Below are 21,674 nucleotides of genomic sequence, written 5' to 3' on the forward strand. Positions count from 1 at the left end.
TTGGGGGGTGCGGACGATCACGCCCCGCCGGGCAGCCTCAAGCGGCCAAGCGAGGCACCTTGTGGCATGCTCCGCGCGCTCAAAAGCACCCCAAGGGGTTGTCTTTCGGGCTCCAGGGCAAAACTTCAACCCCCCGGCCGAGGGCCATCCAGGCCCGAGGATCGCGGGGTTGAGCAGCACAACAGGCTCGGAGGGCCGGGCGGCGGACTCGCTTCGCACCCATTTGCCGGGACGCCCGGAACCCCGACACCTGCACACGTCATCGGCAAGGTCAGCAGAGCACTACCATGGAACTCGCAAAGGTCCGAAACATCGGGATCTCCGCGCACATCGACTCCGGCAAGACGACGCTCTCGGAGCGCATCCTGTTCTACTCGGGGAAGATCCACAAGATCGAGGAGGTCAAGGGCAAGTCAGGCGTCGGCGCGACGATGGACTCGATGGACCTCGAGCGCGAGAAGGGCATCACGATCCAGTCGGCTGCCACCTTCCTCGAGTGGAAGGACCACTTCCTCAACCTGATCGACACCCCCGGACACGTCGACTTCACGATCGAGGTCGAGCGCGCCCTCAGCGTGCTCGACGGCGCGATCCTCGTGCTGTGCTCGGTCGGCGGCGTGCAGTCGCAGTCGATCACGGTCGACCGGCAGATGAAGCGCTACCGCGTGCCGCGGCTGGCGTTCATCAACAAGATGGACCGCTCGGGCGCCGACCCGTTCAAGGTCACCCGCCAGCTGCGCGAGAAGCTGCGCCACAACGCCCACCTCGTCACCTACCCGATCGGCGCCGAGGACCAGTTCGAGGGCGTCGTCGACCTGCTCACCCGTGACGCCCTCTACTTCGACGGCGACAACGGCGAGAAGATCCGGCGCGAGCCGTGCCCGGAGAACCTCAAGGCGGTGGTCGAGGAGTACCGCGAGAAGCTGGTCGAGGCGCTCGGCGACTTCGACGACGACATCATGTCGCGCTTCCTCGAGGGCGAGGCCGCCGCGGTCACCGCCGAGGAGATCGAGCCGGTGCTGCGCAAGGCGGTGCTGTCGCTCAACTTCACGCCGGTGTTCGTCGGCTCGGCCTACAAGAACAAGGCCGTGCAGCACCTGCTCGACGGCGTGGTCAAGTACCTGCCGGCGCCGTACGAGGTCAAGAACGTCGCGTTCCAGGTCGCCGCCGACGGCAAGGAGACCGAGGTCGAGCTCAAGAGCGAAGAGAACGCGCCGCTGTGCGCCCTCGCGTTCAAGCTCGAAGAGGGCAAGTACGGCCAGCTGACCTACATTCGCATCTACCAGGGCCACGTCCAGAAGGGCGACACGATCTTCAACACCCGCACGGGCAAGAAGAACAAGGTCGGTCGCCTCGTGCGCATGCACGCCGACGAGATGGTCGACATCGAGGAGGTCGGCGCGGGTCACATCGCCGCGTTCTTCGGCATCGACTGCGCGTCGGGCGACACCTTCACCGGCCCCGACGTCCTCTACTCGATGCGCTCGATGTTCGTGCCGGCGCCGGTCATCAGCTACGCCGTCACCCCGACCAAGAAGGACATGCTGGCCAACTTCTCGAAGGCGCTCAACCGCTTCTCGAAGGAGGACCCGACCTTCCGCGTCCACCGCGACGAGGAGTCGGGCGAGACCATCATCCAGGGCATGGGCGAGCTGCACCTCGACATCTACATCGAGCGCATGAAGCGCGAGTACCAGGTCGAGACCACCGTCGGCGAGCCGCAGGTGGCCTACCGCGAGACCATCACGCAAGAGGTGCCCTTCACGTACACGCACAAGAAGCAGACCGGCGGCTCCGGTCAGTACGCGAAGATCGGCGGCGTGATGCGCCCGCTGCCCGAGGACGCGCCCGACAAGATCTACCGCTTCGTCGACAACGTCGTCGGCGGCAAGATCCCGCGCGAGTACATCCCGTCGTGCGACAACGGCTTCCGCCAGTCGCTCGACCGCGGCGTGCTCATCGGCTTCCCCGTCGTCGGCGTCGAGATGGAGGTCAACGACGGTGCGGCCCACGCGGTCGACTCGAGCGACATGGCGTTCCAGATCGCCGCCCGCGCGGCCTTCAAGGAGACCATGCCCAAGGCCGGTCCGCAGGTGCTCGAGCCGATCATGAAGGTCGTCGTCGAGACGCCCGAGGAGTTCCAGGGCGGCATCCAGGGCGGCCTCGTCCGCCGCCGCGGCAACATCGTCAACTCGGAGTCGAGCATGGGCATCAGCGTCATCGAGGCCCACGTCCCGCTGGCGACGATGTTCGGCTACTCGACCGAGCTCCGCAGCATGTCGCAGGGCAAGGCCGAGTACACGATGGAGTTCGAGCGCTACGAGGCGGTCCCCCGCCAGGTCCAGGACGAGCTCATCAAGAAGTACGCCGGCAACAAGAAGGGCTGAGGCCCGCCGGGCCGTCAGGTCCGCACATTCGAAGGCGGCGCGAGCGATCGCGCCGCCTTCGGCGCTTTCTGCGGTATCGCTCACCGAGCCGACCGGAACCCCCGCTTCCCTCGGCCCACGAACGTGATGATGCCGACGCCGGCTGGTTACGGCGGAGAAGTTCGGGGAACAGCTGCTCTCATCGCTGCGAGGAGGTCGTCGTGAAGGCAGAGGAACTGAGGCAGGCTCTCGACCAGCTCGGCACCACGGAGTCCGAGGAGGATGACGGTCGCTTCGTCGCGCACGTCGTGTCTCCGCAGTTCGAAGGGATGCAGGGCGCCGAGCGGCAGTTTCAGGTGTGGGAGCGGGTTCGCGGCCAGTTCGGCTTGCGAGCCGGCGTCGACATCGAGTTCATCTTCACCGACAGCCCGAGCGAGTGGGAGCGCCTCAACCGCGGCGAGGGGCTCGACGAGCTGCAGGACTGACCTGTCCTAACGGCCAGCCTGGGCCAGGGCCCGCTCGAGCGCGTGGCGGCGCTGCAGCGCGGCGCGGTCGCCGGGGCGGGCGAGGAGGCGGGGCAGCAGGTCGCGGGCGCGGGCGAGGGCGTCGGGCTGGCCGTCGCGGAGGTACGAGCCGAGCAGCTTCTCCTCGAGCAGGGCGATCTGGGCCGGATCGGTGATGAGGCTCTGGGCCAGCGCCTCCTCGAGGTCGTGCTGCAGCTCGCGCTCGCGCGGGACCCGCTGGCTCTCGAGCGCGCGGGCCAGGAGCAGGTGGCTGTGGACCTCGTGCGGCGCCAGCACGCGGAGCAGGCGGGCGTAGTGCAGCGCCAGCGAGGGGTTGTCGAGCGCGAGGGCCAGGCGGACCTGCATGTGCAGCACCGGGGGCTCGCGGCCGTCGACCTGGCTGCGCGCGGCCGCGAGGATCGCCGCGTAGGCCGGCGCCTCGGCGATCAGCGACTCCATCACCACCGTCCACGGCGCCAGCTCCTTCGGCATCAGCGGCGCCAGCTCCTCCGCGTTGGGGTAGCGGCCCAGCAGGTAGCGCGTCAGGTCGAGGTCGGGCGGGTGGCGCATCGTCGCCAGCGTCCGCGCCAGCGCGCTCGCCGACTCGGCCGCGTCGCCGAGCTCGCGCGCCGCGTGGGCCCGCCGCAGCCACGCGTCCGAATTGGCCGGCTGCAGCTCGCTGGCCACGGTCGCCCGCGCCCGCGCCTGCGCCCAGTCCTCGATCTCGAGCGCGCGCTGGGCCAGCAGGATGTGCAGCGAGGCGTCGAGCGGGCGCATCCGCTGAGCTGCCTCGGGGGACATGTCCCCAGAGGCAACCGCCGCGTCGCCCGCGGTGCGGTTCTGCCACGTGTACGGCTGGGCCCACAGCGCCAGGGCGGCGGCGCCGGCCAGGCTGAGGCCGCCGACGAGGATGGCCGGGCGGGCCGGGGCGCGGAAGAAGCCGCGGCGCTCCGACAGCGCGCCGGCCAGGGCGCACAGCGGGGCGGCGACGCCGAGGAACTCGAGGTTGAAGTCGGCGAGGTTGTGGATCGCCAGGGCCAGCGGGCCGCACAGGGCGACGCGGCGGGCGCTGACGTGGCGGCCGCTGCCCGTGCTGTAGACGGCGGCGATCCACCACCACAAGAGGCCCAGCGCGATCAGGCTGCCGCCGACCGGGCCCCACTCGATCAGCATCGCCGCCGGGGCCGACTCGAGGTGGGTGTGGACCACGCCGAGCGGGCGCGAGTCGACGGCGGGGAACAGGTCGAGGAAGGCGCCGCGGCCGACCCCGAGCACCGGCGACAAATTGATCAGCGCCACCGCGTCGGAGGCGATCCGGAACTTGGTCTCGGCCTCGTTGACGTGCCACAGCGTCGCCAGCTCGGCCCACGCGCCCTGGCGCGCGACCACCAGCGCGAGCAGCCCGAGCCCGGCCGCCAGCGCCCCGCGCTGCAGCCACAGCCGGCCCTCCGGGTCGCGCGAGCGTGACCTGCCCGCAGGGACAGGTCCGTTCCGCCAGGCGAGCATCAGCGCCACCGGGGCGACCACCGCGAGGGCGACGATCGCCGCCCGCGACAGCGACAGCAGCAGCGCCGCGCCCTGGATCGCCAGGGCCGCCAGGGCCGCCAGCCGGCGCTCGCGCAGGCGGCCGACCAGCGCCGCGTCGGCGGCCGTGCGGCCCTGCAGCCGCATGTGGACCGCGAGCGCGCCGGCGCTGAAGATCCCGAGCAGGAACAGGCCGGCCTGGTGGTTGGCGTTGACGAAGGTCGTCAGCAGCGCCGGCGTGACCGTCGGGTCGACCTGCAGCGGCTGATAGAGGCCGTAGATCGCCTCGACGCCGAACGCGGCCTGCGTGAGGCCGATCAGCGCCACCAGCGAGCCGGCCAGCGCGACCAGGCCGGCGCTGACGCGCCACGACAGCTGCGCGGCGCCGACGAACAGGCCGGTCAGCGCGAGCAGGCGCGCGGCCTCCAGCGCGCTGTCCCCGGGGACAGGTGAGATGCCCGGCCACGCCGTCGCGCCGCTGCCGGTCAGCGCCGCGGCCACCTTCGCGGTCAGCCCGGGCGCCAACAGCTCGCGCACGAACAGCGGCAGCGGCATCCACTGCAGCAGCGTCAGCCCGGCGGCGAACAGGCCGATGAACGCGCCCGACGGCACGCGCAGCGGCTGCTCGCTGCGCGTGCACAGGCGGATCCACAGCGCCAGCACCAGCGCGCAGAAGCCGGGCACCACGATCGACGGCACCCCGCCCAGCCACAGGGCCGGGCCCGCGATCGCCAGGCCGAGCAAGATCCGCGACCACGGCGGCTGGGACGGCCGGTCGCGCGCGATCGAGCTGACCGCGGCCTCGGGCTCGAGGCCGCGAACCACCACGGACGGGATCTTGGGAGGGGACATCGGCGAAGGCCGCGACGGGGGGGGGGCGGGCGCGATATAGGAGGTCGCAAGAACGCGCGTCAGGTCGAGTCGGCGGAGGTCCGGCGCACGTGACAAGGATACTAGCCCGAGCGGGACCCGGCCTGCCGCGCTGCTTCGGACCTGCGTGTGCAGGGCGAACGAACGGCTCCGGCGGGTCGGCGCCCCGTGTCCGTGGCGCAGAGATCTACCCCACAGTCCTCGCCGGCATTTCGCCCGCGAGGGCCCCGCCCGCTCGGCATCGGCCGGTGCGGCTCCGCCACCGGGAGCCAACGGGCGGTCCCGACCCTGCGCGTCGGCGTCGCACACCGCCGCACCGCGGGGGCCGCCGTCGCTCGACTCAATGACGCAACGAACATGTATGAAAAAACATGTTTTAAGGGACATATTATTGCGAGCGCCTCGTGCCGAACGGTCGGGCGAGGCGCGCACCCTGAGCCTGTGTGACGACCTCGGCAGGCGCGCGCCCCCAGCTCGCGCCTCACGTGACCACAAAATTCGTGGCGGCAGCGTGACGGCGGCGAGCTTCGACGACGGCCGAGGCGAGCAGGCCAGCGCCTTGTTCGCTCGGGGGGCGGTTGATAGGTTGCCGGCATGGTGCGTCCTGACGACGACGAGGATCGGACCCCCGCAGGGGGCGAGGACTCGTCATCATGTCGCACGGTTTCAGCGGGTGAGAGTCCCGCCCGGGTAAGCGCCGGAGCACCCGGAAGCAGACCCCAGGTCCAGGGAGAGATCCTTGCGGCCCGAGCGGGGTGTCGAAAGCCTGTCCTTGGAGACAGGGAGCGAAGCTGCGGGCCGCAACGCGCAGTGAACGCCGAGCAAGCCTCGTCAGATTCTCAGCCGAAAGGTGATCGGGAGGGCCGAGCCCGTCATGACAGGGCGAAGGCGACGGACAGCGTGTCAGTTCCGGAAAGTGCGCTGGACCTCCCCGGGGTAGTGGCGGCGGCACGTAGCGAAGGAACCGTGCGGAACAGGAGAGACCCTCCCTGGCGGCCTGCGTCGGGTGAAGCGGCAGGTATAAGCGCGGAGCGTGAAGTCCTGTCGCGCCAGGAGGGAGTCCGAGGGGGCCGTAGTACCTGCGAAGCGGCGGACAACGCCGTGGAGGGAAGGGCCCCTGCTTCGGTCGCGCTTGACGCTGAGGGTAAGTGCGAGGGCATGGCCGCGAGGCCCAACGACCCCGCGTTCAAAGTACGAGAACTTCAGCGCAAGCTTGGGGAGTGTGCCAAGTCGAGCAAGACACGGCGCTTCCACGCGTTGTACGACCGGATCCACAGGGATGACGTCCTGCTGGAGGCGTGGAAGTGTGTGCGGAGGAACCGCGGGGCGGCCGGCGTCGATGGGGTGACCATCGAGGCGATCGAGCAGACGGGGGTCACGAAGTGGCTCGGCGAGCTCGCGGTCGATCTGCGTGAGGGACGCTACCGCCCGCAGCCGGTGCGGCGGCAGTACATCCCGAAGGGCGACGGGGGGCAGCGGCCGCTCGGGATTCCGACTGTACGGGACCGAGTGGTGCAGGCAGCGACGAAGATCGTGCTGGAGCCGATCTTCGAGGCGGACTTCCTGGCGTGCAGCCACGGGTTCCGTCCGAAGAGGTGCGCGCAGCAGGCCATGGAGGTCGTCCGCGAGGCCGGCAACCAGAGCCACGTCTTCGTCGTCGACGCGGACATCCGGAGCTTCTTCGACAACATCGACCAAGAGATCCTGATCGAGCTGGTGAAGGAGCGTGTATCGGATCGGCGGGTGTTGAAGCGGATCCGCAAATGGCTCGAAGCGGGTGTGATGGAGAACTGGAGGATCCGCGAGACGCTCGCGGGAACGCCCCAGGGCGGCGTAATCTCGCCGCTGCTGGCCAACATCTACCTGCACGCCTTCGACCGTGCGTGGGAGGCCGAGGGCTCGCACCTGGGCCTGCTCGTGCGTTACGCCGACGATCTGGTGATCATGTGTCGCAGACAGTCGGCGGCGAAGGCGGCGATGCAGAAGGCGCGGGAGCTCCTCGCGCGACTGCGACTCGAGCTGCACCCGGACAAGACGCGCCTGGTGGACATGCGGTACGGCCGCGGGAGCTTCGACTTCCTCGGCTGCACCTTTCGCAAGCGGCGCAGCATCCAACGTGCGCCGAAGTTCCACTTCATGCAGCGGTGGCCTTCGCCGCGCGCGATGAAGCGGATCCGCGAGAAGGTCCACACGCTGACCTCGGTGCGAGGCAACCAGGCCAAGGACGTGAAGCAGATCATCGCGGCCTTGAACCCTGTGCTTCGTGGCTGGGCCGAATACTTCAGGACAGGCAACGCGGACGCGAAGTTCAACCAGGTCGACCACTACGTGCGCGCCCGAATCGCGCGCTGGGTATGGCGACGTGGCGGACAACGCCCGCGCTGTCGGCCGAGCAAGTGGACCCACGAGCGCCTCTACGAGATGGGCCTCCACCAACTCCGCACATCCGTGCGCTATCCGGCGCACGCCACTCCTCCAAGACCGTCGGTAAGCCGTGTGCGGGAAAACCGCACGCACGGTTTGACAGGGGGTCCTGGGCAACCTCAGGGCGGTGCAACGCCCAGAAAGTCATAGGATCTACCAATGCTGTCCTCGCCTGCGGTCGGCCCGCGTCGCTGCTTCCTGGTGTGCGGCCTCTTTCTCGTCGGCAGCGCCGCCTGTCCCGGGGGCGGAGCGGCGACCACAGACGCGAGCGGCAGCGAGACCGCGGCGACCGGTGACCCGACCCCCACGACCGGGACTGCGACGACCGGGACGACGGTGGTGCCGACCGCGAGCGCCGACCCGACCGTCGGTGACGGCACGACCTCGGGGCCGACCACCACCGCGCCGGGGCCCGACCTCGGCGGCGCGACCAGCGAGGCCAGCAGCACCGGCGACGACGGCACCACCGGCGCGGCCCAGTGCCCGCCGCCGCTCGAGCAGCCGCCGGGGAGCTGGACGTCGCAGATCGTCCCGGTCGAGGGCGACGCTCTGACCTACGTCGCCGACGATCAGGGCAACCGGATCCCCGACTTCAGCTGGGCCGGCTATCACCGCGGCGAGGCGCCGATCCCCGACGTGCCGATGGTCCTCGGCATCGAGCCTGTCGCCGGCGACAACACCGCGCACCTGCAGCAGGCGATCGACGAGCTCGGGGCGACCCCGCTCGGGGTCGACGGGCTGCGCGGCGCGCTGCTGCTGGCGCCCGGGGAGTACGAGATCCACGGCACCGTGCGGCTGCGGCACAGCGGGGTGGTGCTGCGCGGGGCCGGCGACGGCGACGATCCGGCCACCAGCACGATCTTGCGGGCGATCGGCGACGAGCCGCACCAGCGGGTGGTGCTGGTGGTCGGCAGCGGGGACAACGACCGCTGGCAGGCCGAGCTGCCGGACACGCGCAGCGACATCGTCAGCGAGCGGGTGCCGGTCGGCGCGCGGACCTTCGAGGTCGCCGATCCGTCGCTCTACGCCGTCGGCGATCACGTGGTGATCGTCCACCCCTGCACCGACGCGTGGCTGGCGGCGGTCGACCACGGAGGGACCGGCGATGACGCGCCGTGGACGGTCGACTCCCAGCCGCTGGTGTTCAAGCGGCAGATCCTGGCGATCGACGGGGCCGCGCTGACGATCGACGCGCCGGTGTTCAATCACCTCGACCGTTCGCTGTCGCAGTCCTACGTGTACAAGCTCGACCGCGAGGGGCTGGTGACCGAGGTCGGGGTCGAGGACCTGCGCATCGACATCGAGACGCAGGGCGGCGACGACGAGGACCACGCGTGGTCGGCGATCGCCATGCGCGGGGTCGAGGACGCGTGGGTGCGCCGGTTCACCGCGCTGCACTTCGGCTTCGCCGCGGTCACGGTGCAGACGGGGACGCAGGTCACCGTCGCCGACGCGCGCGCGCTCGACCCGGTGGCGCAGATCACGGGCGAGCGCATGTACAACTTCGACGTCAGCAACGCGCAGCAGGTGCTGTTCACCGGCTGCCACGCGACGAACGGGCGCCACCACTTCGTGTCCAACGGGACGTCGTACACCTCGGGCGTGGTGTTCCACCGCTCGACGTCGACCGGGCCCAACGCGTCGAGCGAGGGCCACCGGCGGTGGAGCATGGGGCTGCTCTACGACAACGTGGTCGAGTCGGCGCCGGCCAAGGACGGGCTGGTGGTGCTGGGCCTCTACAACCGCGGCGACTACGGCACCGGCCACGGCTGGGCCTCGGCGCACTCGGTCGCCTGGAACTACGCGACCGGCGACGGCGTCGCCGTCGTCCAGCGCCCGCCTACGGCCCAAAATTACGCGATCGGCGGCTCGGGCACGTTCTCGGGCGACAAGCCGCCGGCGCCGTTCGACCAGCCCGCCGGCTACATCGAGGGCAGCGATCAAGCGGGCCTCGTGCCCGAGTCGCTGTACGAGCGCCAGCTCGCCGAGCGCCTGTGCGGACGGTGAGCGCGGCGGTCGGGGTCACGGACCACCGCGGCGGCTGCTCGCGGTCAGCAGGCGTCGCGGACGTAGCCGGGGGTCCACGGGGCGTTCAGCTCGAGGTCGCGCAGCACGATCGACATCTGCGGGTACTGCTCGCAGCCGGTCATGAAGTCGGCCTCGACGTACTCGACCATCAGCACCGCGTCGCCGTACGTGCCGATGTAATCGTCGCACTCCTCATAGGTGTTGCACTCCTCGGCGACCGCGAAGTCGGTGCCCATCTCGTCCTTGCGGTCGAGCAGCTCGGTCGAGTTCTTCTGCGCGATCGCCAGGCCCTCGGCGTGCGCGGCGGCCGACAGCAGCGCCATGTAGGCGACCGCGTGGTCCTGGGTCAGCAGGTCCTGCGAGCGCGAGTAGGAGTCGAGGTTGTCGATCTCGATCGCGTCGAAGCCGTCGACCGCGCAGGCGGCGATCCAGCCGCCGACGATCTCGGCCAGCGCGGCCCGCTTCTCCGGCGTGCTGGTGTCGAGCAGCATCTCGTCCCAGTCCTGGTCGATCACCGGGTTGCCCATGCCGTCGCGCAGCACCAGGTCGGGGTGCTCGTCGAGCCAGAAGTCCTCCTCGTCGGGCTGGACCTGGAAGCCGTTGACGTAGCAGATGTTGTAGAGGCCCGGCTTGGGCGGCGCGTTGCGGTCGCGCGAGACGATCTGCACGGTCATCGGCGGGTCGTAGGGTTCGCCGAGCTGGTAGTCGAACTCGCCGTCGGGCGGCGGCAGCTCGACCTCGACGGCCCCGGTGGTGCCCTCGGTGGTCTCGGTCGTCGGCCCCGTGCTGGTGCCGGGCTCGCTCGTCGTGGTGGTGGTCTCACCGGTGGGGTCGACGGTGGTGCTCGTGGTCGCGCCGGTGGGGTCGTCGCTGGTGCCGGAGGTCGGCGCGCCCGGCGAGGTGTCCGTGGCGTCGGTGGCGGTGGCGGGCTCGGTGGCGACCTCGGTGTCGGTGGCGGTGGAGGGCCCTCCGGAGCTGTCGTCGGAGCCGGAGCCGGTGCAGGCCCCCAAGAGCAGCGCCGACAAGGACCACGCCTGCGAACGTCTCGTCATGGCGCGACGGTAGCACGATGACGCCCGGCGAAAGCGCGCGGGGGCCGGCCCGCGCGCGGCGCGGACTCTCCGGCGGTGCGCGCGGGAGACCGAGTGGGTCCCGCGCGTCGCGGCGGATGCGATCTGTCCGAAAGAACATATGATCGGACCACGGTGGTCGCCTGACCTCGAGCGCGGCCGGCGACCCGCGAGCGCCGGCGCGCCGGCCGGACGGGCCGCGACGAACAGGACACACGGCGCTCGCCAGGTCGCGTGGGGGCGACGCGGCGCGCTCGCGGGCGCGGGCGAAGATCGAGCGATTCGTCGATCGCGCTTGTGCAAGGCGGTCTTGCGGGTCACTCTGGGATCGTGCGGGGTTCGACGGTCGTCGGCTTCTTCGGGCTCGTGCTCATGGTGGCCGGCCTCGTCATCGCCGTGTTCGGCTCGCGGGCGCTCGCCACGACCGAACAGGTCGAGGGGCGGGTCGTGTCGCTGCGCGCGGTCGATGAGCTGTACGCGCCCGACATCGCCTACGTGACCCGCGCAGGCGAGTCGCGGCTGCTCCAGTCGGGCACGACGACGCAGCCGCCGTACGCGATCGGGGTCGAGGTGCCGATCGTCTACGACCTCGCGGACGCCGAGTGGGCCGAGATCGACACCTGGGGGGCGCGCTGGCTGCTGCCGCTGATCTTCATCGGCGCCGGCGGGCAGCTGGTGTTCTGCGCGCTGGTGTGGATCCTGATCGCGCGCCGGCACGAGCGGGCGATCGAGGCGCTGCTCCGCCACGGCGCGCGCGTCGACGGCACGGTCCTCTCGGTCGAGCAGGACCGGTCGGACGACGAGGCCGAGAGCCATCCGTGGGTGATCCTGTGCCAGTTCGTGGTGCCCGGCGATCCGCGGCTGCGGATCGTCAAGAGCCAGCGGTTCTGGTACGACCCACGGCCGCACCTCACCAGCCCGACGCTGCCGATCTGCTACGACCCGCGCGACCCACAGCGCGTGGTGATCGACACCCGCGCGCTGCCGCCGGACCCGTGACCGACGCGGCCCAAATCGGCATCGATTATTGTTCTAAAAAAAAGAAAACCTCGCGGTGACTGTGCTCCTTTTCGAGGGGCACGTCGAGGCGAGGGCGTCGATCGCAACGAGGCCCGGCAGCCGGCGGTGCGTCCGCCGCTCGCCAGGCGTTCAAGCCAGGATTCGAGAGGACATGTCGTGAGGGACATGTCCATTCAGTCATGGGAAGGGCGCGCGGCTAGATCTGCGGCGCGGCGGCTTTGGGGTCGGCGTGGTAGGAGTAGTAGCCGGCGCCGTAGCCGGCCTCTTCGCGGCGGGCGTCGACCTCGTTGAGGATCACGCCGAGCAGGTTGGCCTCGCTGCGGCGGAGGGTGGCGAGGGCGCGCTGGAGGCCGGCGCGGGTGGTGGCCTGGCAGCGGGCGACGACGACCACGCCGTCGGCCATGCGGGCGAGGATCAGCGGGTCGCTGACCGGCAGCACCGGCGGCGTGTCGAGGACCACGAGGTCGAAGCGCTCGCCGAGCTCGGCCAGCAGCTTGCGCGTCTGCGGGCTCTCGAGCAGCTCCGACGGGTTTTGCGGGATCTCCCCGCACAGCAGCAGCGACATGCCCTCGGGCACGTCCCCGCCGGTGATCAGCGCCTCGTCGAGCGTGCACTTGCCGGCGAGCACGCGCGCGAGCCCGTCGGCTTCGCGGCCGATCGGCGGCTCGAACACCTGGTGCAGCCGCGGGCGGCGCATGTCGGCGTCGATGAGGACGACGCGCTTTTTGGCCTGGACGAAGCTCATCGCCAGGTTGACGGCGGTCGAGCTCTTGCCCTCGCCCGAGTTGGGCGAGGTGACGACGAGGGTGCGCAGGCCGTCCTTGCCGGCGGCGAAGCCGAGCGAGGTCCGCACGCCGCGGACGCGCTCGGCCATGAGCGACTGCGGGAACAGCAGGGTGTGGAGGTCGCGCTGGCGCCGCTGAGCCCGCAAGTTGCTGACGCCGATCCGGGCGTCGGCGGGCAAGAGCGGCAGCTGGCCGAGCACCGGCAGGCCGAGGCCCGCGAGGGCGCGCTCGAGGTCGAGGAGACCGCGGATCCGGTTGTCGCGGACGTCGACGCCGAGAGCCAAGAGGGCGCCGAGCGTGAGGCCGCTGACCAGCGCCACGGCGACGAGCAGGGCCTTGGGCGGGAACACCGGGGCGCGGCCCTTGGTGGCGCGGTCGAGGATCTCGATGTCCTCCGACTGCATGCGCCCGAGCATCTCGATCTCGGTGTCGCGCTTCGACACCAATTCGTAGGCCTCGGCGGCGGCTTTGGCCTCGCGCTCGAGCTCGCGGTACTGCCGCTCGAGCAGGGTGAGGCCGAGCGCCTTCTCTTTCTCGTCGTCGAGCGAGCTGCGCAGGCGCGCCTCGGTCTTGCGGGCCGCGTTGGCGCGGGCCTTGAGGCCCGCGAGCAGCTCCTTCTCCTCGCGGGCGATCCGGCCCTGGATCACGCGCAGGCGCTTCTTGGCCTGCTGCAGCTCGGGCATCTTGTCGCCGTACTTGACGGCGAGCTGCTCGACCTCGCGTTCGGCCTCGAGCTCCTCGGCGCGCATGTCCTCGAAGACACGTCGCTCGAGCGGCGGCAGCAGGCTGGCGCCGGCGATGCTGCCGGCCTTGTGCAGGCGCTCGGCCTCCTCGTGGACGGCGCCGGCGGCGAACGACTCGGCCTCGGCGTCCTTGAGGTTGGCGGTGGTCTTGATGATCGCCTCGGTGATGACGTTCTGGCGGTCGGCGAGGGAGATCGAGCTGATGCCGTGCTGCTGCTTGAAGTCGGACAGGGCCTTCTCGGCCTGCTGGAGGGCGGCGAGCGCCTTGGCCCGCTCGGTCTCGACGTTGGCCTTGGCGGCGTCGCCGGTGCGGGCGCGCGAGGCGTCGACGTGGGCGAGGTAGGCCTCGGCGAGCGCGTTGGCGATGTCGGCGGCGATCTGCGGGTCGGGGTAGTCGGCGGAGATCTTCAGCACCCGCGAGCCGCGGACCTCCTCGACGAACACCATCCCGCGCAGGCGCTCGATCGGGTCGACCTCGGCGGCCCTGGCCACGCGCTCGGCCTCCGAGCCGATGTCGGCGATGCCGAGGAACACCGGGTCCTGCGCGAGCCCGAGAGTGGCCAGCGCCCGCTCGGCGACGGTGCGGCTGCCGATGATCTCGCGCTGGGTCTGGTAGTACTCCTTGTAGGCCAAGAGCCGCGACTCGGTGTCCTCGGTGACGTTCTTGACCTTGTCGAGCACCTGCGGGCCGCCGAGGTGGAGGACGACGGTGGCGCTGGCCCGCCAGCGCGGCTGCAAAGCAGTGATGGCGATCGCGGCCCCGGCCAGAGCGAGCACGGTCATGACGGCGACGACCAGCCAGCGCCGGCGCAGGATGGCCAGGAAGCGCATGAGCTGCTCCATGGCCCGGTCGGCCTCGTCGGGGCCGGTCGGGTCGGGCGCAGGCGCGGTTCCGGGCGGGGGCGTCACGGTCGAGACAGCTTAGGCCGAGCGCGCCGCAGCGCCAAGAGAGCGACGCGGAGGGAACGACGCGCGCCAGCAGTGACGGATCGCCGGCGTGCCGGCGACGACCCGCGGCGCGTGCGGCGGCAGGGGCCGAGCGTCAAGCGGGTGGCGGGGGCGGGGGTGGGAAGAGGCGCCCGACAGGGAGCTCGATCGCCTCGAACGGGGAGACGCGGGCGAGGGCAGTGTCGTCGTAAGTGCCGGCGATACGCCACTGCGGGCCGTCGAGGACGTAGGCCTCGAGCACGCGCTCGCTCGGGTCGACGAGCCAGTAGTGCGGCACGCCGTGACGCGCGTAGAGCTGCTGCTTGCGCACGCGGTCGATCTTCGCGGTGGAGGGCGAGAGGACCTCGCAGATCCAGTCGGGCACGACATCGATCGGGCGCATGTCCCACGGCTCGGGCAGACGAGCGCGCCGCCAGCCGACGACGTCGGGCCGGACGATGTTGTGCGCGTCGAAGCGGACGTCGATCTCGATCAAGATCCACCAGCCGTCGGGGCCCTGCGTGTCGTCGTCGAACGGGCCGCCGACGAAGTGACTGAGCGAACGCTGCGCCCGACTGTGCCCGGCCCGCGGGCTCGGCTGCACGTGGATCTCGCCGTCGAGGATCTCCGTCTTGTCCTCGCTGGGGTAGGCGAGCAGGTCGTCGTAGGTGGCGAGCTTGCGGGCGGTCGACACCCGTTCACCATAGCACGGGCCGCGCGCTCACGCCTCCGGCGCGGCGCGCAGGCCCAGCAGCACCAGCAGCGCGGCGACCACCAGCAGCGCGCCGCCCACCGGGACCAGCAGCACGCCGAGGCCGGGGTCGCCGGCGTAGTGCCACAGGCCGCCGAGGAAGAAGCCGAGCGGGAGCAGCACGCTGGCGAGGTCGAGGCTGACCGATGCGACATGGCCTTGAGAGCATGTCGAAAGGGACGGATTGGCGCGCACGGTGGCCGCGAGCCCGAGGTGGACCAGGCCGAGCAGGGCGCCGTGGGCGTGGGCGAGGGTCCACATGTGCCGCCGCACCGCCTGGTCGAGGTCGAGGTAGGCCGCGACCTTGAGGCCGTGCAGCGACTCGAGCGCGAGGCCGGCGGCGAGGAACACCAGCAGGCACGACCAGCCGCGGCGCAGGTGACGGGCGGCGTAGCGCTCGGCGGGCGGGCGGTCGGAGGTCGTCATCGATGCTTCCTCGGCGGGCGATCGGTCGGCGAGTGCCGGGGACGTGGCGACGGCGGGGAGCGGTCGAGCGATCCGTCGTCGCGACGCGTCGTGAGGGTCGATGGCGCGGCGATTTCGAAGGTCGGCATCGATTACTCCTTCAGGTCGATCGGCCGCTCGTCGCGGCGGGCGGCCAGCGCCTGCAGGGCGGCGACGTCGTGATCGCCGGCGGCGTCGACGAGGCGCGCGGGGTCGGGCGCTGGGCGCGGGGCGGCGCGCCAGCGCGTCAGCACCTCGGCCGCCGCGTCCGCGCGCGCGTCGGCCGGTGCGAGCGGATCGATCGGCACACCGGCGGCGCTCGGCAGCCGTCGCAGCCCGCGGGCGGCGATCTGGCGCACCGCATCATAAGGATCGGCCAGCAGGTGGGCGAGGACCGGCGCGCGCCAGTCGGGGCCGACGACCTCACCGCGGCCGAGCGCGTCGGCGGCCAGGGCCCGCTGGCCGGCGTCGCCCGAGATGGCCCAAAGGACAGCCGCCGCGACGGTCCGCTGGTCGCCGTCGAGCTCGGGCTCGGGCTGGCCGTACCAGGCCCGCAGGTGGCCGGCGGTCCACCCCAGCGGGCGATCGACGTGACACAGGCTGCAGGCGTCGGGGCGGCCGGTGACGAGCGTGACGGCGAGGTCGGGGCTGTCGATCACGTGGCTGCGGATCGCCTTGAGCAGGCCGTAGGTGGTCCGCGGCATGTGGCAGTCGTAACACGAGACGCTGCCGGCCGGGTGACGGGTGTGTGCCTGGATGTCCGGAAGGACATGGCACGAAGTGCAGGCACCGTCGCCGCGCGCCGACCCGGCCAGCTGGTCGTCGGGGTCGGCGCCGTGGAGCTGGTGGCACGACAGGCACGACAGCTCGCCGCGCTGGAAGCACGGGGTCTCGAGCAGGGCGGTGTACTCGCGGCCGGTCACGCGCACGTGGCCGTCGGACCACATGCGACCGGCGAGGTACTCGGGGTCCTCGTCGAGGACGGCGTCGAGCCACGGCTGGGCCTCGCGCACGGGGTGGCGGACCAACTGCCGGTGGTGCGCGAGCGGCTCGCCGGGGCGGTAGGCGTCGCCGCGGGCCAGCCAGGCCTCCTCGTCGGCGAAGCGAGCGACGCCGTGGCACTGGCCGCACAGCTCGGCGCTGCGGCGGTGGTCGAGCCGGGCCGGGTGGACGATCGATGGATCTGGCGCGGAGGACAGGTGCAGGGCGTAGCGCGCGAGCGGGCTGCGGCGGGCGTCGACGTGGGCGCGGCCGGGGCCGTGGCACGACTCGCAGGCGATCCCGAGCTCGGCGACGCGGGTGTCGACGCGCTCGTCGTCGACGCGCGGCTGACCGGCGACGGCGTGGCACGGCACGCAGGCGCGGTTCCAGGTGTAGACGACGTCGCCCTGCGGCGGCCGCAGCAGGGTGCTCTCGACCGGGACCCACTTCTGCTCGTCGGTCAGCCACGCCGAGGGGAAGGCGTGCAGCCGGCGGTCGCGCGGGCTCTCGACCCAGTAGACCTGCATGTGGTGGGCGCCGGTGGTCATGACGACGCGGCGCATGACCTTCGGGACATGCTCCATGGGCAAGCCACTGGCGGCGCGCGCGAGCTTGTCCTCGGGGTCGGGCAGCTCGGCCCAGAACTCGTCGCCGCGGCGCAGCGGACGGTGCGGGCCGCCGGGGCCGTCCAGGACGCGGCCGTCGAACGGGGCGAGCACGCTGGCCGGGCCGGCGCGCTGGGTCATCGTGCGGTGATAGGTGGCCGCCCAGGTGGCGTGCGCGGCCGGGTGACACGGGGCGCACGCGGCCGAGCCGACGTAGCCGGCGCGACCGATCGCGGGGGTGTGCCGCACGAGCTCGTCGTGGCTGCGCCGCCGCTCGTGGTGCGCGCCGACGCGGCCTGCCATCGAGGCGGCCGCGGCCGCGAGCGCGAACGCGGCCACGGCGATCAGCGGGGCGCGGGACGCGGCGGAGGGCACGAGCGCCATGATGGCACAACGCGCGCTCGCGCCGTGGCCGCAAGCGAGGCGCGTCGGCGGCGCAAGACGAAGCAGAGGCGCGCGCCGTGCTCTCCGTCCGGGTTCTGCCCGGCCCGCGTGCGCTTCGTCGGTCCGCCGGCGCGCCGCGAGCCGTTCCTTCGACCTCGCGGCCGCGGCTTCTGCTGCGGCGGGCGGGCCGGACGGCGACCTGTCCTTTCAGGCAGGTTCAGCACGGCGGGACGCGAGGCTCACCAAGGAGACGGGCTCACCACGGCAAGGGGCCATCCTCATTGGAGAAAGTGCCCGTCGGACCGTTCGCGTCGAGGAGCGCGAGGCGCACGGGCTCGCGCGCGGCCTGCTCCACGGTGCGCGTGCCCTCGAAGTTGTTGAGGTCCGTCGCGGTGAAGCCGGGGCACACGGCGTTGACCTTGATGCGGGTCGACGCGAGCTCCAACGCGAAGGCGAGGGTGACCGCGTTGAGCGCGGTCTTCGAGGGGCTGTAGGTGACGTTGGACGCCCCGCGGTACGGGAACCCCGGGTCGGCGTTGAGGGTCAGCGAGCCCAGCCCGCTCGACACGTTGACGATGCGCCCGGCCGGGGCCTCGCGGAGGAGCGGCAACATCGCCTGCGTGACCGCGATGACGCCGAACACGTTCGTCTCGAAGACGGCCCGCACCTCGTCGAGCGACGCGACGCTGGGGCGGGTCGACTGAAAGACCTCCGCGACCGAGCGGCCGGGCTTGCCCGTGTGGGAGATGCCGGCGTTGTTCACGAGCACGTCGAGCCGGCCGAGCTCGGTGCGGATCCGTGCCGCCGCGGCGTCGATCGACGACTTGCTGGTGACGTCGAGCTGGACGGCGCGAGCGTCGGGTCCGATGGCCTTCGCGGCCGCGATGCCTCGCTCGTGGTCGCGAGCGCCGACGAGCACGGTGAAGCCGTGCGCCGCGAGGTCCTTCGCAATTTGGAGACCGATTCCCTTGTTGGCCCCGGTGATCAGGGCGACGCGTTTGTCATGCATGCCCCCGTTCTAGGGCTGGACGGCCGGCGGCACTTGTCGATCCTTGGCGCGATCGGTCCGCCAAGAACGTACAAGCCGCGGCCGGCCCCGCGCTGTACACTGCGGCCATGACGGTGGTGGTCGATCTCCCCGTTTCGCTGCCGGGTCTGCGCGCGGTCCGCTGGACGAGCGACGCGCTCCACACGTGCACGAAGGACTACTACGCGGTCGGGCGCGTCGAGCAGGGGCGCTGTGAGTGGTGGGGCCGCGGCAAGGTCTGGCGGAGCGCGCCGGGCAGCATCCAGATCAAGCAGCCCGGCGACGTGTACCGCGACCTCGCGCGCGACGGGGCGACGACGTGTACGATCGTCACGCTGCCGGCGAACGACGTCGCGCGGGTGCGGGATGCCGGCGAGGCGATGGCGCCCCCGCAGCTCGAGGCGAACGACGGGCGCGCCCAGCCGTTTCAGCGCCTGCTCGACGCGGTGTGCGCGGGCGCGGAGCGCCTGACGCTCGAGGTCGTCCTCGCGGAGGCGATCGACGCGTTCGCGGTCATCCGCAGCGCGAAGCCGGACCACACGCGGCCGGTGCGGCGCGCGATGGAGTATCTGCGCGAGCGACTGGCCGACTCGATCAGGCTCGACGACCTGGCCCGGCACGCGGACCTCGACAAGTTCCACCTGTGCCGGGCGTTTCGCGCCCAGGTCGGGATGCCGCCGCACACGTACCTGACTCAACTGCGCATCGCCCGGGCCAAAGAGCTGCTCCTGCGCGGCGTACGGGCGTCGGAGGTGGCGCCGCTGGTCGGGTTCTACGATCAGGCGCAGCTGACGCGCCACTTCCGGCGCATCGCCGGCACGACGCCGGCCCGCTACGGGAAACGCCGGGTCGAGCGTGGCGAGCGGGTCGCCCGCGCCACGCGACCGTGAGCGCGGCGGGCGCGGGCGCGTGGATGTCTCGAAGGGCATGTCGCAAGAGACATGTCGAGGTCGGCTCAGGCGCTCGCGCACGGGCGGCGGCGCGGTCCCGCCCGGCGCGCGCGGAACAGCCCGCACGGCCGCGGCTCGTTGCACCGGCGCTCGCGCGCGTGATAAGAGCGGGCTGGAGGTCGGCGATGGAGTCGGAGCTGCTGCTGGTCGCACGTCAAGCAGATCGCTCGTGTACGTTCGAGATCGAGGGGCTCACCGACAACTTCTGGGTCGTGCGCTTCAGCGGCAGCGAGGGCATCTCGTCGCTGTACGAGTTCCACCTCGACGTCGTCGCCCGCCACATCGAGGTCGGCCAGCTGGTCGGGCGCAGCGCGCTGCTCAAGGTGGTCGGCGTCGGCGAGCCGCGGCTGGTCCACGGGATCGTCCTCCGCGCCGAGTACACCGGCGAGATGCGGCCGCGGGCGATGTACCGCATCACCCTGGTGCCGCAGCACTACACGCTGCTCTTTCGCACGAACTCGCGGATCTTCCAGAAGATGTCGACCCCCGACATCATCCGCAAGGTGCTCGACGGGGCCGGCATCCCCCGCCGCCGCCAGCAGTTCGAGCTGACCGGCACGTACGAGCCGCGCGACTACTGCGTGCAGTACCGCGAGACCGACTTCCAGTTCATCAGCCGGCTGATGGAGGAAGAGGGCATCGTCTACTACTTCGATCACGCGACGACGCGCCACGTGATGGTGGTCAGCGACCGCGCCGCCGGGGCGCCGCTCATCGCCGGCGAGCCGACGCTGCCGTTCCGCATCGACGACATGATCCGCGACAAGGAGCACGTCGGGCTGTTCCGCATGAGCGAGGAGATCCGGCCCGACCACGTGACGCTGCGCGACTTCAACCTGCACCAGCCCGACCGGCTGCTCGCGGCGGAGCACGCGGCGGCCAAGCCGAACTTCGAGCTCTACGACTTCCCCGGCGAGTTCCAGGACCCAGGGCTCGGCAAGCGGCTGGCGAAGTCGGAGCTCGAGGCGGCCCAGGCGCTGAAGCGGGTCGGCCGCGGCACCAGCGACTCGCCGCGGCTCACGCCGGGGTTCGCGTTCAAGCTGGTCGACCACCCGCGCGTCGAGCTCGACGGCGAGTACCGCGTGCTGCGCGTGCATCACTTCGGCGAGCAGCCCGGCACCATCGACCACACCGCCGAGCAGGCGCTGGTGTACCGCAGCGAGTTCACGTGCATCCCCAGCGCCGTGCCCTACCGGGCCCCGCGCGCGACCCCGCGGCCGCAGGTGCGCGGGGTGCAGACGGCGACGGTGGTCGGCCCGGCCGGCGAGGAGGTGCACGTCGACGAGCACGGCCGCGTGAAGGTGCAGTTCCACTGGGACCGCGAGGGCAAGTCCGACGACAAGTCGTCGTGCTGGGTCCGCGTCAGCCAGGCGTGGGCCGGCAACGGCTACGGGGCGATGTTCATCCCCCGCGTCGGCCACGAGGTGATCGTCGACTTCATCGAGGGCGACCCCGACCGCCCGATCATCACCGGCCGCGTGTACCACGGCCTCAACGCCACGCCGTACCCGCTGCCCGACGAGAAGACCAAGAGCACGATCAAGAGCGAGACCTACACCGGCGGCGGCTTCAACGAGCTGCGCTTCGAGGACGCCAAGGGCGCCGAGCAGGTGTTCGTCCACGCCCAGCGCGACATGGACCTGACGGTGCGCAACGATCGCCGCGAGACCGTCGGCCACGACGAGCACCACAAGGTGATGAACGACCGCAAGGCGCAGGTCGTCAAGGACGAGCACCGCACCGTCGGCGGCGACGCGATGACGAAGATCGGCGGCGCGGCGCACACCGAGGTCGTGGGCGCGGCGCACACGAAGGTCGGCGGGGCGGCGAGCGCCAGCTTCGCCAGCTCGGTCGACCTCGAGACCTCGGGCAAGGCGACGGTCGGCATCACCGGCGGGCTCGACCTCGAGATCGTCGGCGCCCAGCGGGTCTCGGTCGTCGGCGCGCACGACCTCAGCACCACGGCCGACAGCACCGTCAGCGTGGGCGGCAGCGCCAGCGTGAAGGCGACCGGCAGCGTGGTGGTCGAGGGCATGACGCTGATCTTGAAGGCGAGCGCCGGCATCACCCTGCAGGGCCCGGGCGGCTTCGTCACCATCGACGCCGGCGGCGTCAGCATCGAGGGCGTCCTGCTCAAGCTCAACAGCGGCGGCGCGGCGCTGAGCGGCGTTGCGACGTCACCGGCCTCGCCGAGCTCGCCCTCGGTCACCACGCCCACCTCGCCGACGGCGCCCACGCCCGCCGAACAGGCCCCCACCGGTTGAAACGAGGA

At 71.6% G+C, this 21,674-nt stretch carries 14 protein-coding genes; 7 read left to right on the top strand and 7 right to left on the bottom strand.

From position 1 onward, the window contains the following. The first annotated feature begins 287 nt into the window (after nucleotides 1-287). Both fusA and NAEX_RS25160 read left to right on the top strand, forming a co-directional pair. Nucleotides 288-2,387 (top strand): elongation factor G, encoded by a 2,100-nt coding sequence (gene fusA, locus NAEX_RS25155; protein WP_096330023.1) that lies wholly within the window; start codon nucleotides 288-290, stop codon nucleotides 2,385-2,387. Between the two features lie 200 nt (nucleotides 2,388-2,587). Beyond that, nucleotides 2,588-2,851, top strand: coding sequence for a hypothetical protein (locus NAEX_RS25160; protein WP_096330024.1), 264 nt, complete (start codon nucleotides 2,588-2,590; stop codon nucleotides 2,849-2,851). 6 nt (nucleotides 2,852-2,857) lie between these two features. On the opposite strand, the gene NAEX_RS25165 is transcribed toward NAEX_RS25160, so the two are convergent. Next, on the bottom strand, nucleotides 2,858-5,245 hold the full coding sequence (locus NAEX_RS25165) for a tetratricopeptide repeat protein (RefSeq protein ID WP_143825619.1): 2,388 nt from the start codon (nucleotides 5,243-5,245) through the stop codon (nucleotides 2,858-2,860). Nucleotides 5,246-6,421: 1,176 nt separating this feature from the next. Between NAEX_RS25165 and ltrA the strand changes: the two genes are divergently transcribed. Further along, the gene (ltrA, locus tag NAEX_RS25170; protein WP_096330026.1) at nucleotides 6,422-7,837 is read left to right on the top strand and encodes a group II intron reverse transcriptase/maturase; all 1,416 of its coding nucleotides are present in this window, start codon (nucleotides 6,422-6,424) and stop codon (nucleotides 7,835-7,837) included. Nucleotides 7,838-7,846: 9 nt separating this feature from the next. Next, the gene (locus NAEX_RS25175; protein ID WP_096330027.1) at nucleotides 7,847-9,694 is read left to right on the top strand and encodes a peptidoglycan-binding protein; all 1,848 of its coding nucleotides are present in this window, start codon (nucleotides 7,847-7,849) and stop codon (nucleotides 9,692-9,694) included. A gap of 44 nt (nucleotides 9,695-9,738) precedes the next feature. On the opposite strand, the gene NAEX_RS52230 is transcribed toward NAEX_RS25175, so the two are convergent. Continuing rightward, the gene (locus tag NAEX_RS52230) at nucleotides 9,739-10,767 is read right to left on the bottom strand and encodes an endo alpha-1,4 polygalactosaminidase (RefSeq protein ID WP_177325878.1); all 1,029 of its coding nucleotides are present in this window, start codon (nucleotides 10,765-10,767) and stop codon (nucleotides 9,739-9,741) included. Between the two features lie 348 nt (nucleotides 10,768-11,115). Between NAEX_RS52230 and NAEX_RS25185 the strand changes: the two genes are divergently transcribed. Next, a complete protein-coding gene (locus NAEX_RS25185; protein WP_096330028.1) occupies nucleotides 11,116-11,784 on the top strand; it encodes a DUF3592 domain-containing protein in 669 nt (222 codons plus the stop codon). 217 nt (nucleotides 11,785-12,001) lie between these two features. Here the strand turns inward: NAEX_RS25185 and NAEX_RS25190 are convergent, their stop codons facing one another. From NAEX_RS25190 to NAEX_RS25210, 5 genes are all read right to left on the bottom strand, one after another. Further along, entirely contained in the window at nucleotides 12,002-14,242 is a 2,241-nt protein-coding gene (locus NAEX_RS25190; protein ID WP_096330029.1) for a polysaccharide biosynthesis tyrosine autokinase, read from the bottom strand. A gap of 133 nt (nucleotides 14,243-14,375) precedes the next feature. Continuing rightward, nucleotides 14,376-14,954 carry a Uma2 family endonuclease gene (locus NAEX_RS25195; protein WP_096330030.1) on the bottom strand — a complete coding sequence of 193 codons (579 nt, stop codon included), beginning with the start codon at nucleotides 14,952-14,954 and terminating at the stop codon, nucleotides 14,376-14,378. Nucleotides 14,955-14,981: 27 nt separating this feature from the next. Continuing rightward, the gene (locus tag NAEX_RS25200; protein ID WP_096330031.1) at nucleotides 14,982-15,437 is read right to left on the bottom strand and encodes a hypothetical protein; all 456 of its coding nucleotides are present in this window, start codon (nucleotides 15,435-15,437) and stop codon (nucleotides 14,982-14,984) included. Between the two features lie 131 nt (nucleotides 15,438-15,568). Continuing rightward, a complete protein-coding gene (locus NAEX_RS25205) occupies nucleotides 15,569-17,416 on the bottom strand; it encodes a HEAT repeat domain-containing protein (RefSeq protein ID WP_143140271.1) in 1,848 nt (615 codons plus the stop codon). A 265-nt stretch (nucleotides 17,417-17,681) separates the two neighbouring features. Beyond that, a complete protein-coding gene (locus tag NAEX_RS25210; RefSeq protein WP_096330033.1) occupies nucleotides 17,682-18,434 on the bottom strand; it encodes an SDR family oxidoreductase in 753 nt (250 codons plus the stop codon). A gap of 107 nt (nucleotides 18,435-18,541) precedes the next feature. Between NAEX_RS25210 and NAEX_RS25215 the strand changes: the two genes are divergently transcribed. Together NAEX_RS25215 and NAEX_RS25220 are read left to right on the top strand one after the other, a co-directional pair. After that, nucleotides 18,542-19,342: a helix-turn-helix domain-containing protein gene (locus tag NAEX_RS25215; protein WP_096330034.1), complete on the top strand. Its 801-nt coding sequence runs from the start codon at nucleotides 18,542-18,544 to the stop codon at nucleotides 19,340-19,342. Nucleotides 19,343-19,527: 185 nt separating this feature from the next. Further along, on the top strand, nucleotides 19,528-21,666 hold the full coding sequence (locus tag NAEX_RS25220; protein ID WP_170135996.1) for a type VI secretion system Vgr family protein: 2,139 nt from the start codon (nucleotides 19,528-19,530) through the stop codon (nucleotides 21,664-21,666). The last annotated feature ends 8 nt before the right edge of the window (nucleotides 21,667-21,674 follow it).

This window comes from Nannocystis exedens (genome assembly GCF_002343915.1).
Lineage (GTDB): Bacteria > Myxococcota_A > Polyangia > Nannocystales > Nannocystaceae > Nannocystis > Nannocystis exedens.